16 protein-coding genes are annotated in these 17,686 nt (G+C 26.4%); 13 read left to right on the top strand and 3 right to left on the bottom strand.

Annotated features, from left to right (window positions below):
• Positions 1–16 precede the first annotated feature (16 nt).
• The 3 genes from JJC01_12540 to JJC01_12530 are packed head-to-tail and all read left to right on the top strand — an operon-like array spanning position 17 to position 2,705.
• Positions 17–808, top strand: coding sequence for a PTS sugar transporter subunit IIC (locus tag JJC01_12540; GenBank protein UDN57003.1), 792 nt, complete (start codon positions 17–19; stop codon positions 806–808).
• Positions 801–1,601, top strand: a complete 801-nt coding sequence (locus JJC01_12535) for a PTS system mannose/fructose/sorbose family transporter subunit IID (protein ID UDN57002.1) — start codon at positions 801–803, stop codon at positions 1,599–1,601. Before JJC01_12540 ends, JJC01_12535 begins: the two co-directional genes overlap by 8 nt.
• Positions 1,602–1,649: 48 nt before the next feature.
• On the top strand, positions 1,650–2,705 hold the full coding sequence (locus tag JJC01_12530; GenBank protein ID UDN57001.1) for an SIS domain-containing protein: 1,056 nt from the start codon (positions 1,650–1,652) through the stop codon (positions 2,703–2,705).
• A gap of 197 nt (positions 2,706–2,902) precedes the next feature.
• Here JJC01_12530 and JJC01_12525 read toward each other — a convergent pair whose 3' ends face one another.
• Genes JJC01_12525 through JJC01_12515 form a run of 3 tightly spaced genes read right to left on the bottom strand, consistent with a single transcriptional unit; the run spans position 2,903 to position 5,070 of the window.
• A complete protein-coding gene (locus JJC01_12525) occupies positions 2,903–3,652 on the bottom strand; it encodes an ABC transporter permease (GenBank protein UDN57000.1) in 750 nt (249 codons plus the stop codon).
• A complete protein-coding gene (locus JJC01_12520) occupies positions 3,646–4,608 on the bottom strand; it encodes an ABC transporter ATP-binding protein (protein ID UDN56999.1) in 963 nt (320 codons plus the stop codon). Before JJC01_12520 ends, JJC01_12525 begins: the two co-directional genes overlap by 7 nt.
• Positions 4,609–4,611: 3 nt before the next feature.
• On the bottom strand, positions 4,612–5,070 hold the full coding sequence (locus JJC01_12515) for a GyrI-like domain-containing protein (protein UDN56998.1): 459 nt from the start codon (positions 5,068–5,070) through the stop codon (positions 4,612–4,614).
• Between the two features lie 353 nt (positions 5,071–5,423).
• Here JJC01_12515 and JJC01_12510 point away from each other — a divergent pair, with 353 nt between their 5' ends.
• The 10 genes from JJC01_12510 to JJC01_12465 all read left to right on the top strand — a co-directional run bounded on the left by JJC01_12510 (position 5,424) and on the right by JJC01_12465 (position 17,592).
• Positions 5,424–5,780, top strand: coding sequence for a GntR family transcriptional regulator (locus JJC01_12510; protein UDN56997.1), 357 nt, complete (start codon positions 5,424–5,426; stop codon positions 5,778–5,780).
• Between the two features lie 72 nt (positions 5,781–5,852).
• Positions 5,853–6,569 carry an ABC transporter ATP-binding protein gene (locus JJC01_12505; GenBank protein UDN56996.1) on the top strand — a complete coding sequence of 239 codons (717 nt, stop codon included), beginning with the start codon at positions 5,853–5,855 and terminating at the stop codon, positions 6,567–6,569.
• On the top strand, positions 6,562–7,386 hold the full coding sequence (locus tag JJC01_12500; GenBank protein UDN56995.1) for an ABC transporter permease: 825 nt from the start codon (positions 6,562–6,564) through the stop codon (positions 7,384–7,386). Before JJC01_12505 ends, JJC01_12500 begins: the two co-directional genes overlap by 8 nt.
• A 10-nt stretch (positions 7,387–7,396) precedes the next feature.
• Positions 7,397–8,608, top strand: coding sequence for a hypothetical protein (locus JJC01_12495; protein UDN56994.1), 1,212 nt, complete (start codon positions 7,397–7,399; stop codon positions 8,606–8,608).
• An 8-nt stretch (positions 8,609–8,616) separates the two neighbouring features.
• A complete protein-coding gene (locus tag JJC01_12490; GenBank protein UDN56993.1) occupies positions 8,617–9,429 on the top strand; it encodes a hypothetical protein in 813 nt (270 codons plus the stop codon).
• 11 nt (positions 9,430–9,440) lie between these two features.
• Entirely contained in the window at positions 9,441–10,709 is a 1,269-nt protein-coding gene (locus JJC01_12485; protein UDN56992.1) for a hypothetical protein, read from the top strand.
• Between the two features lie 317 nt (positions 10,710–11,026).
• Positions 11,027–12,208 (top strand): amidohydrolase family protein, encoded by a 1,182-nt coding sequence (locus JJC01_12480; GenBank protein ID UDN56991.1) that lies wholly within the window; start codon positions 11,027–11,029, stop codon positions 12,206–12,208.
• Positions 12,209–12,488: 280 nt separating this feature from the next.
• Positions 12,489–13,283, top strand: a complete 795-nt coding sequence (locus tag JJC01_12475; protein UDN56990.1) for an ATP-binding cassette domain-containing protein — start codon at positions 12,489–12,491, stop codon at positions 13,281–13,283.
• Positions 13,284–15,356 (top strand): CPBP family intramembrane metalloprotease, encoded by a 2,073-nt coding sequence (locus JJC01_12470; protein ID UDN56989.1) that lies wholly within the window; start codon positions 13,284–13,286, stop codon positions 15,354–15,356. It begins immediately after the preceding gene.
• 691 nt (positions 15,357–16,047) lie between these two features.
• The gene (locus tag JJC01_12465; GenBank protein ID UDN56988.1) at positions 16,048–17,592 is read left to right on the top strand and encodes a bifunctional diguanylate cyclase/phosphodiesterase; all 1,545 of its coding nucleotides are present in this window, start codon (positions 16,048–16,050) and stop codon (positions 17,590–17,592) included.
• Positions 17,593–17,686: the final 94 nt, after the last annotated feature.

The raw sequence follows: 17,686 nt of genomic DNA, 5'->3' as shown, positions 1-17,686 counted from the left end.
AAGAGGGAGGTTCACTATGTTAGTACAAGCTATTATGTTAGCTATTATAGCAGGCTTTGGTATATTAGATGGACGTATATTTGGTCAGTCTATGTTTGATAGACCAATAGTTACAGGGGCATTAGTAGGATTAGTTTTAGGAGATATAAAGTCAGGAATTATGATTGGTGCACAACTTGAATTAATTTGGATGGGAATTGCAGGAATAGGTGCAGCTACTCCTCCAGATGTAGTAACAGGTGGTGTATTAGGTACAGCGTTTGCTATATTATCAGGAAATGGTGCAGAAGTTGCTCTAGCTGTAGCAGTGCCAGTAGCAGTTTTAGCACAATCTCTTGGAGTATTGGTTAGAATAGTAAACTCATATTTTTCTCAAAAGGCAGTTTTTTATGCTAAACAAGCTGACTTTAAAAAGGTTACTATAATGATGTGGATTCCAGTAGTATTATTCTTTTTAAGTACATCAGTTCCAACATTTTTAGCAATTATGATTGGTGCTGATAAAGTTACAACGTTAATAAATGCAATACCTAAAGTTATATTAGATGGATTAGGTGTTGCAGGAACATTGTTACCAGCAGTAGGATTTGCACTACTTATGGATATGCTACTTTCAAAAAAGATGTCTGTATTTTTCTTTATAGGATTCCTCTTAGCATCTTATGTTGGACTAGATATAACTGCAATAGCGTTGTTTGGAGTCTGTGTAGCAGTTATATTAAACTTTTATATTAACAGCAAAGAAAATAGTCAAAATCCTCAAGTAGCAACTAATATTTTAACGGAAGGAGAGATTGACTTTGAATAAACTAACAAAAAAAGAATTAAGAAGTATGTTTTGGCGTTCATTTGCTCTTCAAGGTGCATTCAATTATGAAAGAATGCAAAACTTAGGTTATTGTTATGCAATGTTACCTGCAATAAAGAAGTTATATAATAAAAAAGAAAATCAAGCAAAAGCGATAGAAAGACACTTAGAAATTTTTAATACAACCACAGTAGTAGTTCCTGCTATATTAGGTATAACAGCAGCTATGGAAGAGGAGAATGCTAATAATTCAGAATTTGATGAAAACTCAATCAGTGCTGTTAAAACAGCTCTTATGGGTCCTCTTGCAGGAATTGGGGATTCACTATTTTGGGGAACATTTAGAATTATAGCTGCTGGAATAGGAGTATCACTTGCAAAAGAAGGAAATATATTTGGCCCGCTATTATTCTTACTGTTGTACAATATCCCAGCATTTGCTCTAAGAATACTTGGACTTAAATATGGATATAAAGTCGGAGTAAATTCACTTGAAAGAATACAAAGAGAAGGGCTTATGGAGAAAATAATGTCTATGGCTACAACTGTTGGTTTATTCGTTGTAGGAGGAATGGTTGCAACAATGTTGAGTATAACTACTCCACTAAAATTTAATTTAAATGGTGCAGAAGTGGTTTTACAAGATATATTAGATAAAATAATACCTAACATGTTACCTTTAGCTTTTGCATTTGTAATATATTACATGTTAAAGCGAAAGGTAAGTGTAACAAAGTTAACTCTAGGCATTATAGTGGGAGGAATTGCTTTACATGCAATAGGGTTATTATAGAAAGAAAATTATAATTTATTAAATATATGAATAAGGAAGGCATACAAAATGAGAATACAAGATTATATGTTAGAAACACCAGCAAAAATGAGAGAAATGATATCTAATGCAGATAATTTATTTAATGAAATTAAGAAAGAAGATATAAAAAAGATTATAATAACAGGTTCAGGTACTAGTTATCACTCAGGATTGCAAGTACAACCATATTTGCAAAATTTATTAGACATAGATGTTGTAGAAAAGTATCCATTTATGATAACTGAAGATACATTTAAATTTGATAATAAAAATACTTTAGTGGTGGGAATATCTCAAGGTGGAAGTAGTTATTCTGCATATAATGCTATGAAGTTAGCTGAAGACAAGGGTTGTAAAATAGCATCTATGGCAGGCTGTAAAAATGCTCTAATAGATGAGATTTCTGACTATATATTAACAGTGAATTGTGGTGAAGAAAAATCTGGTGCTAAAACAAAAGGCTTTTATTGTACAAAGTTAAATTTAATGTTATTAGGTCTTCAAATAGCTAGAGAAAAGGGAATAATATCTAGTGAAAAGTACAATGAAGAGATAAATAAGATATTGGATGCAATAGATAGATTTGAATCAGTATATAAATCATCTGAGCAATGGATTGAAAGAAACAAAGAAAAGTTAGTTAACGCTAAAGAAATAAGAGTAGTAGGTCACTCTGATATATATGGAGATACATTAGAGTCAGCATTAAAATTATTAGAGACAATGAGAATTCCTGTAACTGGATATGAGTTTGAAGAGTTCATACATGGTGTATACAATGCTATAAATAGTGATTCTACTATATTTATACTAGATACAGGAAGAGAACCTAGAGTAACTAAGATGGTTGAAGTACTTTCTGGATGGACAGACAATGTATTTGTCATAGGTAGAGATGTTGCAGAAGAAGATAAAAATTTAAAGGCAGATATTATAGATAATCCTTACTATCAAACGTTTAACTTCATAGTACCTATACAATTGATATGTGGAGAAATACCTACATTAAGAGGTATAAACCCAAGTATTCCAAAAGATACTAAGTTCCACATGAAGTTAGGTAGTAAGAAGTTTAATAAGTAATTATACATATAAGTACTTTAGTTTATAGTTTCTTGTATAAATTTATAAATATACACTTAAGTAGCATGAATTATAAAGGTGGTGTCTCAAAATGATTTTAATTAATCATTTTGGAACACCACTTTTTTAGTGTATATATATTAGTGTATATATAATAGATTAGTTTTTTACAAATCTACACACATTATCTTCAAAAATTAACTTACCATTTCTTTTTTCAGTCTCCACATAGCAAGTGCGAAACTTCCACAACACAATATTAAAAATAACACTATAACAGGTAGTATATCTCCAACTAGAATGGTTTCACCAAATATTAGACTACGTAAAGTATTAATAACATGGGTAAATGGATTGAGCATAACTGCTATTTTTAATCCTCCAGATAAATCTTCAACAGGGAAGAGAGCAGAGCTTAAAAAGAAAATAGGAAGTACAATGGCAGTCATAATTGTTTCATAAATTATTTCATTTGGTAATAATAGACTTATAGCATAAGCTAGGCTTGATAAAAAAAAGGCTGTCATAAATATCAATACTATCATTATAGCAATTCCACCAATACCAGATGCTATTTTTACTGAAAAGAATATGCTTACTATGCATAAAATTGCTACTTCAATAAAAGACACTAGGATAGCTTCTAGTAACTGACCAAAGACAATGGAATATCGACTAATAGGTGCAATTAAAACTCTATAAAAACTCCCGCTATTTTTCATTATAAAATTGATGATACCACCACTACTACATGATGAAAAGATAACCAATACAATTATACCTGGAAGTATAAAAGCTGTATAATTATCGACATTCATATCACTCATAGTTTGGTTTGCAACAGAGCTATAAAGTACAAGCCAAAGAAGAGGTTGTAATATAGTAACTACAAATGAAATTGGATTTTTAAAACGCCATTTCATATTACGCCATAAGATATTTAACATTTCCATTCCTCCTTTAAATCTTTCTTAGAACTTGTTAATGCTAAAAAAACATCTTCAAGACTTGGCTCTACAATTTCTATCGCATCAAACTTTATTTTATGCTCTAAAAGAAATTTATTTATTAAAGTAAGTGAAGTTCTACTTTCTTCTACACTTATGAAAAGAGAATTTTCATGTATATTCATAAATTTAACTAAGCAAGCATTTTTAATATCATTCTTATATTTTTTTATATCTTCAATATCATGAAATGCGATACGAAGTATATTTTGCTTAATATAATTACGTAAACTAGATGGTGTTCCTTGTGCCAAATCTTTTCCATTTTTCATAATACAGATATTATCACTTAGCTGTTCAGCTTCTTCAAGATAATGAGTAGTTAGAAAAATAGTTGTACCATATTCATCTCTAATTTTTAGTAGCATATCCCACATAGCTTTTCTTGAATCTACATCCATACCAACAGTAGGTTCATCTAAAAACAGAATCTTAGGAGACGACACCATATTCATAGCTATATCTAATCTACGTTTTACTCCACCAGAATAAGATGAAGTAGGATACTTTAAGTAACTAGTTAACTCAAATTTTTCAATTAAAGAGTTTATTCTTTCTTTTGCAACTTGTGGTTCCACTTTATACATTTTGCTTTGGAATATCATGTTTTCCATGAGAGACAGGTGTTCATCAATAGATACTTGTTGTGCTACACAAGCAATTTGAGTGCGTATCCAAGATGGATTATTTATTAAGTCTTTTCCAAGCATCGTTACATTACCCGCTGTAGGCTTATAAAAAGTGGTCAAAATATTGATAAGCGAAGATTTACCAGCACCATTTGGACCAAGTAAAGAAAATATTTCTCCAGTCTTTACACTAAAACTTAGACCATTTAAAGCTCTTACACCATTTTTATATTGTTTTACTAAATTGTTGATTTCGATTGCCAACATGTATTATTCCTCCTCTTTAAGTGGAAATATGATTTCTGTAATATATTTATCTGGATTACCTTTTATTAGCATACCTGGTCCTTTAATAAATACTTCTCTCCAAGGAGTTTTTATTGTTAGATTATTTTCATGAATATATTTAAATATCATTTCATATGTTTTCGGCAAATTGTTATATGAACCAATGTGGGTAAAAAACAAAGCTTTTGTTTTAGGAAACTCTTTTATTGTTACACCCATACGATTTGGAGTTTCAGAAGTTGGTACACATAACTCCATTTTTCCTATGCCAGTTTCTTGGTCAACATTATGGTAGCAAAAGAATGGTGCACCATTTGATTTTCCTTTTATAGATTTAAATACATTTGGAAAATATTTTGTTGCTTCAGTCATGGGTCCATTGTAACTCATAGTAGCTGCTGTGACTGATTCGATGTTTTTAATTTCAATTTTATAATTCATTTGTTTTCCTCCTTAGGTATGTTTATAATGGTTTAATTAACCCATTAAGTATTAGTACAATATAAGATTTTTGATTCATTGATGATATAACCTTACCTTGTTTGTTTTCAAGTCTAACATAACATAAAATATATATCCTCTCATTTGATGCTCAATTTTGTAAACTTATTATTTGAATTTTGATTTCAATGATTTAATAAATTAAAATCAAATAATTTATTAAAAAGTATTTACAAATTAAGTGTATTAATCGTATAATACACTTAACGAAATATAAAATAAAATTTAAAGTAGAAGTGTATTTTTTTAGAAAAAGTGTATTATCGTATTAATACACTAGAATAGGAGGAAGTATGAATTTTGAATTAGATAATACATCTCCAATTTATTTGCAAATAATAAAGCATATAAAGAGACAAATAGTAACAGGAGAATTAAAACCAGGAGAAACAATACCATCAAGAAGAGAAATGGCACTTAATTTAAAAGTAAATTTAAATACTGTTCAAAGGGCATATAAGGAGATGGGTGATATGAATATAATAAATACTTTTAAAAACTATCAGAGTAGCGTGACAGTTGATGAAAATATATTAAAAAATTTAAAACTAGAGTTAATAAATGAATCTTTAGTTGTATTTATAGAAGATATGAAGGCAATAAATGTTACTAAAGAAGAAGTTTTAAAGATAATAGAAGATAGATATTAGTTTTTTAATAAATATAAACACTTAACTTATAAGGTTAATTGTACAAGCATATTAAATATGGAGGATACTAATATGATAGAAATTAAAAATGTAAGCAAAACATATAAAAGAATGCAAGGACTAAAAGTAAAGAAAATAGATGCTTTAAAGAATGTAAGCTTTAGTATTGAAAAAGGAAAAATAACAGCTTTACTTGGGATAAATGGTGTTGGTAAGTCAACAATTTTAAAAGCAATAGCAGGGCTTATAAAAATTGATAGTGGAGAGATTTTAATAGATGGAGAAAAAATGAATAAAAACATATATAATAAACTTGCATTTGTTCCAGATGTAGAATCTCACTTTAGTAATACAACAATAAAAGAGTCATTTGAATTTATGGAAATTTTTTATCCAAGATGGAATAAAGAAAAATCAAAAGAAATGATGGATATATTTAAACTGAATGAAAATGAATTAATTGACAATTTATCTAAAGGAAATATTGCAAGAGTAAAATTAATTCTTGGATTTTGTCAAGACCCAGACTATATATTACTTGATGAACCATTCACAGGGATTGACTTGTTTAAAAGAGAAGAATTTATAGGAGTGATAGCACAGTATATGAAAGAAAATCAAGCTATTATTATAACCACTCATGAGATAGTAGAAATAGAAAGTCTAGTTGATGAAGTTATAATTCTTGATGAAGGTAAAGTAATAACATCATTTAATGCAGAAGATTTGAGAGAAAGAGAAGGTAAGTCTATATTAGATAAAATGAGGGAGGTATATAAGAATGAATAAGCTTCTATGTCTAATAAATGTAGATTTAAGGAGAAATAAGAGGTTTTATATAGCCTATATATCTTTTTTATCTTTAATTACATTGGGCTTAAATTTATTTGAAATTATTAAATTTAAGAACTCTAAATTTATTATAAACTTAGCAATAGAGGATTTTGGAGGTGTATTTTATGGAATAGGTATCATTGGCAATCTTAGATGTATCCAAACAATTTTGCTGTATGGAATATTGGGAATGTTTACATACTATATTTTTATGTGGAAAAGAGATTTCTTTTCTAAAAATCAAAGTATTTATACTTTAATGATGTTACCTCAGAATAAATTTAAACTTTGTATATCTAAGTCAATCACTTTGATAACAATGGTATATGGTTTTTTGATAAGTCAGATAGCAACATTATTTATATGTAAACACATATTTAATTTTGTTTTTAGAAATGTTCCAATAGTTAATATGTCCTTTGCTCAGGATTTATATTATTTAAATTTAAAAAGTATTCCAATCGATTTTATTTCTTTCATAACAATTTATGTATTTTTACTGTTTGTAGCTATTTCTTTTTTGAATAGTTGTATATTATTCACATTTTCTTACAGAGGTAAATTTTATGTGATTTTAATTACCTTGATAATTTTGGCAGGGTTATATTTTTCAACAGTATATATAAATATAATTAGTTTGTTTAGAAAGTATTATGGATTTGTTGGAACACAACTTAATTCCTTAGGTAACTATGTATTAAGTTTTATAGTTATAATGTTTATTTTAAATGGAATCTCTTATTTCTTAATAAATAAGAAATTGTCTATTTAGGAGGTGTGACATGAAATTAAAATCTAAAATATCTATACTTATTATATTTTTAGCAGTGGCAATATATTTTAGTATAGACCTATTGAACAATGAAAACAATTTAAGTATAAAAACGATAAAAGGTGACCAAGATGAATTGGGTTATATAAACATATATTTTGGATATGATTTTAATGGATATATAAATTCAAGATATATAATAAATGGAAGCAATAAAACTAAAAAAACAGAATTATTAAAATCAATAAAAGAGAGTGAGAACACGAATAACCTAATCGATGTCTCTAGTGGTTTGGATTCAATAGCTCATGTTGGTTTTGAAATAAGTGATGATTCTAAATCTAGTTCAAAAGGGATAAATTTTGTTATAGATGAGAAAAAAGAAGACCTAGAAAAAGGTGTATTTATTTCAGAAGGAAGTGATAAAAAAGTTGAATATGAAAAACTAGATATGGATAATTTTATAAGAACTAAATATAAAGTAGATAAAGATATCGATGAGTATCATGTAAAAGTGCTATCATCAAAAAGATACAAAAAAGATTTATATGTGTCTGTGCTTTATGCTCCAAATGAGTCATCAGAAAAAAATGAAAAAGATTTGAATACTATAGATATAATAAAGATTAATACTAAAAGTAAAAAAATAGAGACGATAAAAAGTATAAATATAAGCAAGTATCTTTTTGAAAAATACAACAACATACAGAGTATTGATGTAAGTTATTCTAGTAAAGATGGAGATAAAATGTATATTTTGATAGAAGCGATAAATGCAAATACATGGGATGATGTTGATTCTAAGCTCAATTTACTTGAGTATAATGTTAAAGAGAATAAAGAGAAAATAATAGAATTAAAAAGTTATAATAGAATGTCTTTGGAAAAAGCAAAGCTAAAAGATAGTAAATTATATATGATAATGTCAGAAAGAGATAATTCCAATAAAAGTAAAGAGGTAAATTTAATAACTTATAACATACTAGATGGCAGTTTAGTTGAAGATAAATATGTTTTGGATGAAAAAGAAGAAAGAAGCATCAGAAACATTGAAATTGATTCAAATAAAATCATTGTATGTACATCAAAAACAAATTCCGTACTACCCTGGGACAATAAGACTATTCTATATATAATAAATAAAAATTCGAAAGAAATAGTGTATAAGGGAGAATTACAGTTTAATAGTTCAAATAGCAGTTTAGAATTTGAAATAAAGTAGGTGAATTGATGAGGGATTTAATGAAGTTATTTGAGTTTGATTTAAAAAGAAACATAAAAAATTATATATTTATAATAAGTTGTTTTTGTTCTATTGTATTTTTAAATCTATTGAAAAATTTAAATGATTATAACTATATAATAGAAAATGCAGTAAAAACTGAGCAGTTATCAAAAGTAGGAAAGACAATAGAAACAGCAAGTGTCATGGGATTTTCAAGTTTTGGAAACATAATGGGTTCTATACAATCATGTTTTTTATTTGGGATATTTGTGTGTATTTGTTATGCTTTTTTTATTTGGTATAGAGATTTTGACATGAAAAGCAAATCCATATATACACTTGTGATGCTTCCTAAGAATAAAATTAATATTTATATATCTAAATTATTAAATGTATTGTTTCTAGTGTATAGCTACACTATATTATTTACAATAACTTTATTTATTGCAAGTAAAATACTACCTAATTATATGCTTGGTAGTATTGCAAACTATAATTTTGTACAAGAAACAATATATAAATTAAATATTTTACTTCCATACAGCTTTGAGAACTTATTAGTAGAATATGTATTTTTACTAATAGGAGTTATATGTGTAGTATTCACATCAATTCTTATAAATAAATCTGTGTATAAGATGAGAGCTTTAATGAGTTTTCTATTTTTAGTTATAGAAATTCTAATATTTATAATTCTTGTAGAGTTTATTATACCTTATGAATATAGTAATGTATTTACTGTAGTATATTCAAGTGTGAGCATATTTGTATGTAGTTTTATGTCTAATAAACTTTTAAATAATAAAATTGACTTTTAGGAGGTGTCTATATGAGAGAAAAGAAATTAGGAAAATATACAATATGTTTTATAACAGTATGTTTATCAATGATTATTATGACTTTGATATTGAGTTGTCTTAGTAAAAATAAATTATCTATAAGAACTTTAAATGGTAATCTAAAGGATATAGGAAGAGTTAGTTTAGTATATACACCGAATATAAGTAGATATACTTATGAAGAAGTAACCATAAGTAAAAATGGGACAAGAAATGATATAAATCCTAAAACTAAAATTGGAAATGATTATTTGCATATTGATAAGAAATACAGCGATTTTATTGATGGTAAAGGAATCGAATTTATATATAAAGATGATTTGAATATAGGGGTAGCATATACTTCTACTAAGTCTAATTCAGTACAGGAAAGAAACAATTTAAATGATTATATAAAAGTTTCAAATAAAAATTTGAAAAGTGGCTTAGAAGAAAATTTTGATATTGATTTAAAAAAATCTGATTTTAAAGAAAATAGTTGGCAAACTATTTTTAACAAAATATATAGAGGAAATTTATATATGGTGATTAGTGAAACAAATGTTTCAGGTGTTACAGTCAATAATATTTGTATATTAAAGGTAGATATAAAAAATAAATCCTATAAATTATTAAATAGATTTAATTTAGACTCACAAAGTAAATACCAACAAAATATTAATGAGATTAAATTTTCTATTGGAAGTAAACTTTATTTAGAGAGGTTAAACAACAAAGAGATAAATGGTGACATTGAAGGGCATGATAATTATTCAGATTTCATTGTGTATGATATAGAAGAGAATTCTTTCGATAAAAGTAACAAGTTTATGGATAATTTAAATAAAGAAAAAAATGCTGACCAAGGGGAAATGGGCTTATTGAGTAAAACAAAGTTAGACTATATCGTTAAAGATAACAAACTAAATATTATAGTTACAGATAAGAGTCGTTTTATAATTAATCTTGTTTATAGTGTTGATTCTAATGAAATTAAACTAGAAGATTATGAAAAGCTTAATTTAAAAGTAGATTATGATGAAGCACTATCTGGTGTTAGGAAAGTTAAGTTATTAGACGATAAAATATACTCTATTTCAAGTGTAAAGGAAACTATTTCAGGAGAGAAAAAAGGAAGTGGAGTTACTTCTGATATAGTTGGAACCAAGCCAATAAAATTTCAAGTATTTGATATTAATCTTAAAAAAACAGTATATGAAGCTGAATTGATAAATGGAGATGTAAGTTTACAAGACAAGTTATTCTTTGTAGCAAATTAAATAATAGTATTAATCAAATAACTTTAAATTTAGATATTTTTTCATGTAAAATATAAAAATGAATAGATAAAAATAAAACAAGATAATTATATACATTTTGATTATCTTGTCTTATTTTAGCATTGATATAAAAGCAATTTGATTAATATCTTTTACATATTATAAATATTCTAATATTATAATATATTCTAGTTTAATCTGATATTTAATTCACTTAAATTTGAAATGATAGTAATATAGTGGTAGAATTAATTATTAGAATATTAAAAATAATAAATAAATAATACATTATACTTGAAGAGGGGGATAATTTAAAAATGAGTAAAAAGTATATAAAAGCAGGAAATTTAATTGATGGAACAGGAAATAGTATTATGGAGAATAAAGGTATAATTATTGATGGAGATACTATACTTGAAATTGAAGATATAAGAGAAGATTTAAGTGGATATGAGGTGTATGATTACCTAGATAAAACTGTTATGCCAGGAATTATGAATTGTCATGTGCATTTGACAATGGAACCAGTAGGAAATCCAAAAGTTTATTATGAGAATGTATCTGATGTAGAGCTTGTAGTAAATACAATAAAACAACTTGATGCATATTTAGATTCAGGAGTAACATATATTAGAAGTCTAGGTTGTCCGAAATATGTGGATGTACAACTTAAAAATCTTATAGACAAAGGATCTATAGATGGTCCTGGTATAGTTACTTCAGGTCCAGTTATATGTATGACAGGAGGACATGGATACTATTTTGGTATTGAAAGTGATGGAGTAGATGAATGTAGAAAATCAGCTAGAACAGTTTTAAAAAATGGAGTAGATTGTGTAAAGATAATGGCTACTGGAGGTGTAACAACTGATGGTGTTGAGCCAGGTTCACCACAGTTGACTTTAGAGGAAATGAAGGCTGCTGTAGATGAAGCTATAAAAGCAGGTAAAATAACTGCTACACATGCACAAGGAAGAAATGGTATAAAAAATGCAGTTCTTGCAGGTATTACTTCTATAGAGCATGGTGTTTATTTAGATGATGAAATAATTGATTTGATGCTTGAAAAAGGAACATATCTAGTTCCAACAGTTGCTGCACCATATTTTATTTTAAATGCAGGAAAAGAAAGTGGAATAACTGAGGCTACTCTTAGAAAGTGCGAAATTGTTGCTATTCCTCATAAGGAATCATTCTTAAAAGCGTATAAAAAAGGAATTAAAATTGCAGTTGGTTCTGACGCAGGAACTTCTTATAATGAACATGGAAAGACGTATTATGAAATGAAATTAATGTCAGATTATGGTATGGATAACATGGATGTAATAGTAGCAGCTACAAAAACTGCATCCGAACTTTTAAGAATTGATAAAAATTATGGAACTCTAGAAAAAGGAAAGAAAGCAGATGTGATAGTGGTAAATGGAAATCCTATAGATAATATAGATGTAATGTCAGATGTTTTATCAGTATTTAAACTTGGCAAAAAAGTTAGATAATAAAATAAAATAGAAATTAGAAAAAAGTGTCTGAAAGAATGTTTAAAAGATTAGAGACACTTTTTTTTGATGATATTTATTAATACTTTAAAAATTCATATGTTATTTTATATCCATTAGTTAATATATATTATAAAAGAATAAAAAGTAATAATTTGTCATGTAAATATATATGTTTTTATAAATAATATATTTTAAAATAAAAAACAGTATATAAAAAAGGTTTATATGTTATATTTATATAAATATATCTATAAATAAGAAAGGAGCAAGTTGGTAAATGATAGAGGTAGATAAATTATGTAAATCTTTTACAAGGGTTGTAAAAGATGATAAAAATAAAAGCTCGATAAAAAAATTAAAGAAGATTAAAACTAAAAAAGAAGACTTTCTTGCTGTAAATAATGTTTCTTTTAGTGTTGAAGAAGGTGAGATAGTTGGAATATTAGGACCCAATGGTGCTGGAAAAACAACATTACTTAGAATGTTAGGAGGAATATTAACACCAACATCAGGAAATATAAGTGTTTCTGGATATGATTATTCAATAGATAGAAATTCAGCAAAAAAAGAAATAGGATATCTATCTGGAAATACAAAGCTGTATGGGAGACTTTCTCCTAGAGAACTTTTAACAACTTTTGGAAGTTTATATGAAATGACAAAAGAAGAAATAGAAGAATCAATTAAAAATGTTGTAAAAGTAATGGATATGAATGAGTTTATAGACAACAGAATTGAAAATCTATCAACTGGTCAGACGCAGCGAACATCTATAGCTCGTTGCTTAATACATTCCCCAAAAGTATATATTTTTGATGAGCCGACATTAGGTCTTGATGTTTTGAGTAGTGCATCTATAATAGACTTTATGAAAAATGAAAAGTTAATAGGAAAAACTGTACTTTATTCAACTCATTATATGGAAGAAGCAGAAATTTTATGTGATAAGATTTTAATGATTCATAATGGAAAAATAATTGCATCAGGGACTCCAGAAAGTTTAAAAGAAGAATCAGGAGTAAATAACTTGAGAGATGTGTTTATAAATCTTGCTAGAATGGAGGAGGTTTAGATGAGAAGTAAAATTGTAAAATACATATTCAAAAAAGAAATGTTAGACATACTAAGAGACAAAAAGACTTTATTTATGATGATTGTTATACCACTTCTTTTATATCCTTTGCTTATGTTGTTGATGATTCAGGTAATGAATATGTCCGCAAATAGTATGAATAGTAAAGATATTAATATAGCTTTTGATAGTACACCCAATAAAGTGCTTGTATCAATGATTGAAAAGGAGAATAATTTAGAGGGAGACACTGGGAACAATAAAGATACTACAAATGATAAAGGCAAGATAAAAATATTAAGTGTTGATAATTATAAGAAGTCTTTAGAAGAAAATAAAATTGATGCCTACATAAAAATAGAAGAAAAGCAATCAGCTACAAGTTATAAAATATATATGAATTCATCTCAGGAAAATTCTTCTAATTCTGTAAAAAGAATTGAAACTGTTTTAGATAAATACAAGAGACTTACTGTAGAAAATACTTTAGCTGAAAAAGGATTAGATGCACAGAGTACATTAGAACCTATAACATACAGTACTATAGATGTTGCAAAAACAGAAGAAGTAGCAGGTTACTTTTTAGGTCAGATATTACCATTTATATTAATAATAGGAGTTTTGCTTGGTTCAATATATCCAGCAATAGATGTTATGGCTGGAGAAAAGGAAAGAGGTACACTAGAAACTTTATTTACACTCCCAATATCGAATTTAGAATTAGTAATGGGAAAATATATGGCTGTTTCCCTTAGTGCAATAGTAACAGCAATTTTAAATATTTTATCTATGGGATTAACGATGGCATTTATTTTAGTTAGTGGTGGTCTTAGTAGCCAGTTTGGTTTTGGAAATTTTAATTATGGAGATTTAGTTTTACCAGTTATTACTACTTTAATATGTGTATGTCTGTTTTCAATGGTAGTTGCAGCAATAAGTATGTGTGTATGTTCACTAGCAAAAAGTTTTAAAGATGCTCAAAACTATATAACTCCTCTTATGTTGGTTATTATGATACCATCTTATGTTTCTATGATACCCAATATAGTATTGGATAGAGTAACAGCTGTAATACCTGTGGTAAATATATCATTACTTATAAAAAGTGTATTGTCTTTTAAAAGTGATTTAAATCTGATAGCACTAGTTTTAACATCAAATATAGCTTTTGTAATATTGGCAATTATACTTCTGTCTAAAATGTTTAATTCTGAAGAAATACTTTTTGGAAATAGTAAGAGTTTTTCTTTCTTGGAGAAAAGATGCAATATAAAAAAAGGGTCTATACCAACTGTGAGTGATGGTATTATTTTGTATGCAGTAGGATTAGTTCTTTTAATTTATGTTGGTTCTTTGGTTCAAATTAAATTTGGAACAGCAGGTATTGTAATGACACAAGTTATGATAATTGCTTTACCACTAATATTTGCATATTATATCAAAGCTGATTTTAGAGAAGTATTTAGTATAAAGATTCCAACATTAAAACATCTCTTAGGAGGCGTTGTTCTTTGGGTTGGAGGATACATAATTATTATGATTATAACTCAGTTAATTTTATTTTTATTTCCTCAAAATATGGAAGTGGCTGAGAGTTTAAATAAATCTTTTTTTATGAAGGATAAATTTTTATTGAATTTATTGATAATAGGATTATTGCCAGCTATATGTGAAGAAATATTTTTTAGAGGTTTTATATTTTCTGCATTTAGTAAATCCAAAAATGGAGTTAAGTCTGTAAAGTTAGCAATAATATGTAGTGGAGTATTGTTTGGTATTATGCATATGGATTTTATAAGAATAATTCCAACATCAATATTAGGAATCATATTTGCATACAGTGTATATAAGTCTGGCTCTATATTTGTATCAATGTTATTACATTTCTTAAATAATAGTGTAGCGGTTATAGTAAGCCATTATGCAACAGGAAATATAGCTAACTTATATAAGTTTATTGAGGTTGATTTTTCAAATTTAAATATATTTAAATTTGCTTTAGTTCTTGTAATAAGCTTTATATTAGTTATATTAGGGATGAGACTTTTATACAGAAAAGATTTAAAAAATTAAATATAAATTTCTTAAATATATTGAGATAATAAATAACACTAAAATATATAAGTATTGCTTTATTTATATATACTTTAGTGTTATTTTATTTATTTATTCATTATATAAACTCTTTATAAATTCATTTATATAATATTTTAATTATATAAATGAATTTATAAAGAGTTTATATCTAAAAAATGACTTTAAAAAATTAGGTAAAAATGGCATATTAAAAAATTTATATTAAATATTATTCAATTTAGTTAATTATAAAAATTAAGTGTTGATTTGTCGAAATGAATAGAAGAAGAAAAACATAATGAAATTTTAAAGGTGAATGTATTGGAAATACTGTGTTTTAATAAAAAGTAGTCATTTCTTGTAAAATGGATAGTTTATATTTATTTTAAAATTTGTAAAATTTTGCTATACTATATATATAGAATATGTTATATTAGTTGTCTTTCCTATTGATTTATACATTTCATATCGGTATAATAGAAAATAAATTGGATTATTTTGGCATATAATTATTGATGAAAAGCCTATATCTTTCTATGAATTTTCTGAAAAATTTTATTTTTATATTATAATTATATTAATTTTTAATAAAAACTATCCATTTTACAAGAAATGGAAACTTTTGGAATGTGTTTGTTTGCTAGTGATTTATAATCAAATAGAGGTGCTTTAATGGGAGGAAATTTTTATGAGGAAATTACAAAAAAAATTAATGGTTTTTTTATTTATTTGTATAATTTTACAAGTTAAATATACAACACCAGTCTATTCTTTACATAAGCTTTATAAAAATAACTCCATAAATAACCTTGAATTCAGATTATTTAATAAACAATTTATTAGCTACTATGCATTGCAGATAATATTTATTATGACGATAATATGTCTAGTACTTATTTTTTATATAATATATGATAAATTAAGTTTAAGAGTTAAATTGCAAAAGATAGTATATACAGATGGTCTTACAGGAGCAAGTACTATGGATAAATTTGTAATTGATGCTAAAAAAATATTAAGCAAAAACGCTCAAGAGAAATATGCGTTATTATATATAGATATTGATAAATTTAAGTATATAAATGATTTGTTTGGATATGAAGTGGGAAATAAAATTTTATGTAGTTTAACAAATATTATTAAACATAATATATTTGAAGAAGAAATATTTGCAAGGATATCTGCTGATAATTTCACAATAATCATGAAATATAGAGAAGAAGAAGATATAATAAATAGATTAGAATGTATATTTAAAGAATTGGATTTATTTAATAATAATCAGGAAGAAAAATATAAATTAGTTTTAAGTTGTGGAATATACTTTATACTTCCAGAAGATAAAGATATCAACCCAATAATAGATAGAGCTAATATACCTCATAAAATGGCAAAGGGAGGACATAAAAGTTCATATGCATTTTATGACAACAAGATTCATGATCAAGAAATAAAAGAAAAAGAGATGGAAAATACAATGTTCTCAAGCTTAGAAAATAAAGAGTTCATAGTATACTTGCAACCTAAAATAGAACTAAATACAGGAGAAATACAAGGTTCGGAAGCACTTGTACGATGGAAAAGTCGTGATAAGGGATTAATTCCTCCAAATGAGTTTATACCATTTTTTGAGAAAAATGGTTTTATAATAAATTTAGATTTATATGTACTAGAAGAAGTTTGTATACAACTTAGAAAATGGATTGACACAGGTATAAACCCATTAACTATTTCAGTTAATGTATCAAGAATACATTTATATTGTAATAATTTTATAGAAACCTATAAAAATATAATTGACAAGTACAATATACCTGCAAAATATATAGAACTTGAATTAACTGAGAGTATTATATTTGATAATTTTGATATTTTAATTGATATAATGAATAGTTTAAAAGAGATAGGTTTTTTAATATCTATGGATGATTTTGGTTCAGGGTATTCATCATTAAATATGTTAAAAGAAATTCCTATGGATATTTTAAAACTTGACCAAAAATTTATCATGGAAACATATAATAGTAAGAGAAGTAAAATAATTGTTACTAAAGTTGTAGAGATGGCAAAGGAATTGGGGATGAAAGTAATATCTGAAGGTGTAGAGACAGAAGCACAGTTTAAACTATTGAAGGAAGTCAAATGTGATATGGCACAAGGATATCTATTTGGAAAACCAATGCCAATTGAAGAATTTGAAAAATTGATTGCATACACTTCAGCAAAAGAATAATCAGTTTACTTTATAAAAAATGAATAAGTTATATTAAAAATGAACTCTAAGCTAGTGTTCATTTTTTTATGTGGATTTTTATACATCTATTTAT

The organism is Clostridioides sp. ES-S-0010-02 (assembly GCA_020641055.1).
GTDB lineage: Bacteria > Bacillota > Clostridia > Peptostreptococcales > Peptostreptococcaceae > Clostridioides.
The sequence above is the reverse complement of the archived record's forward strand: the minus strand, read 5'-3'. Positions and strand labels throughout refer to the sequence as shown.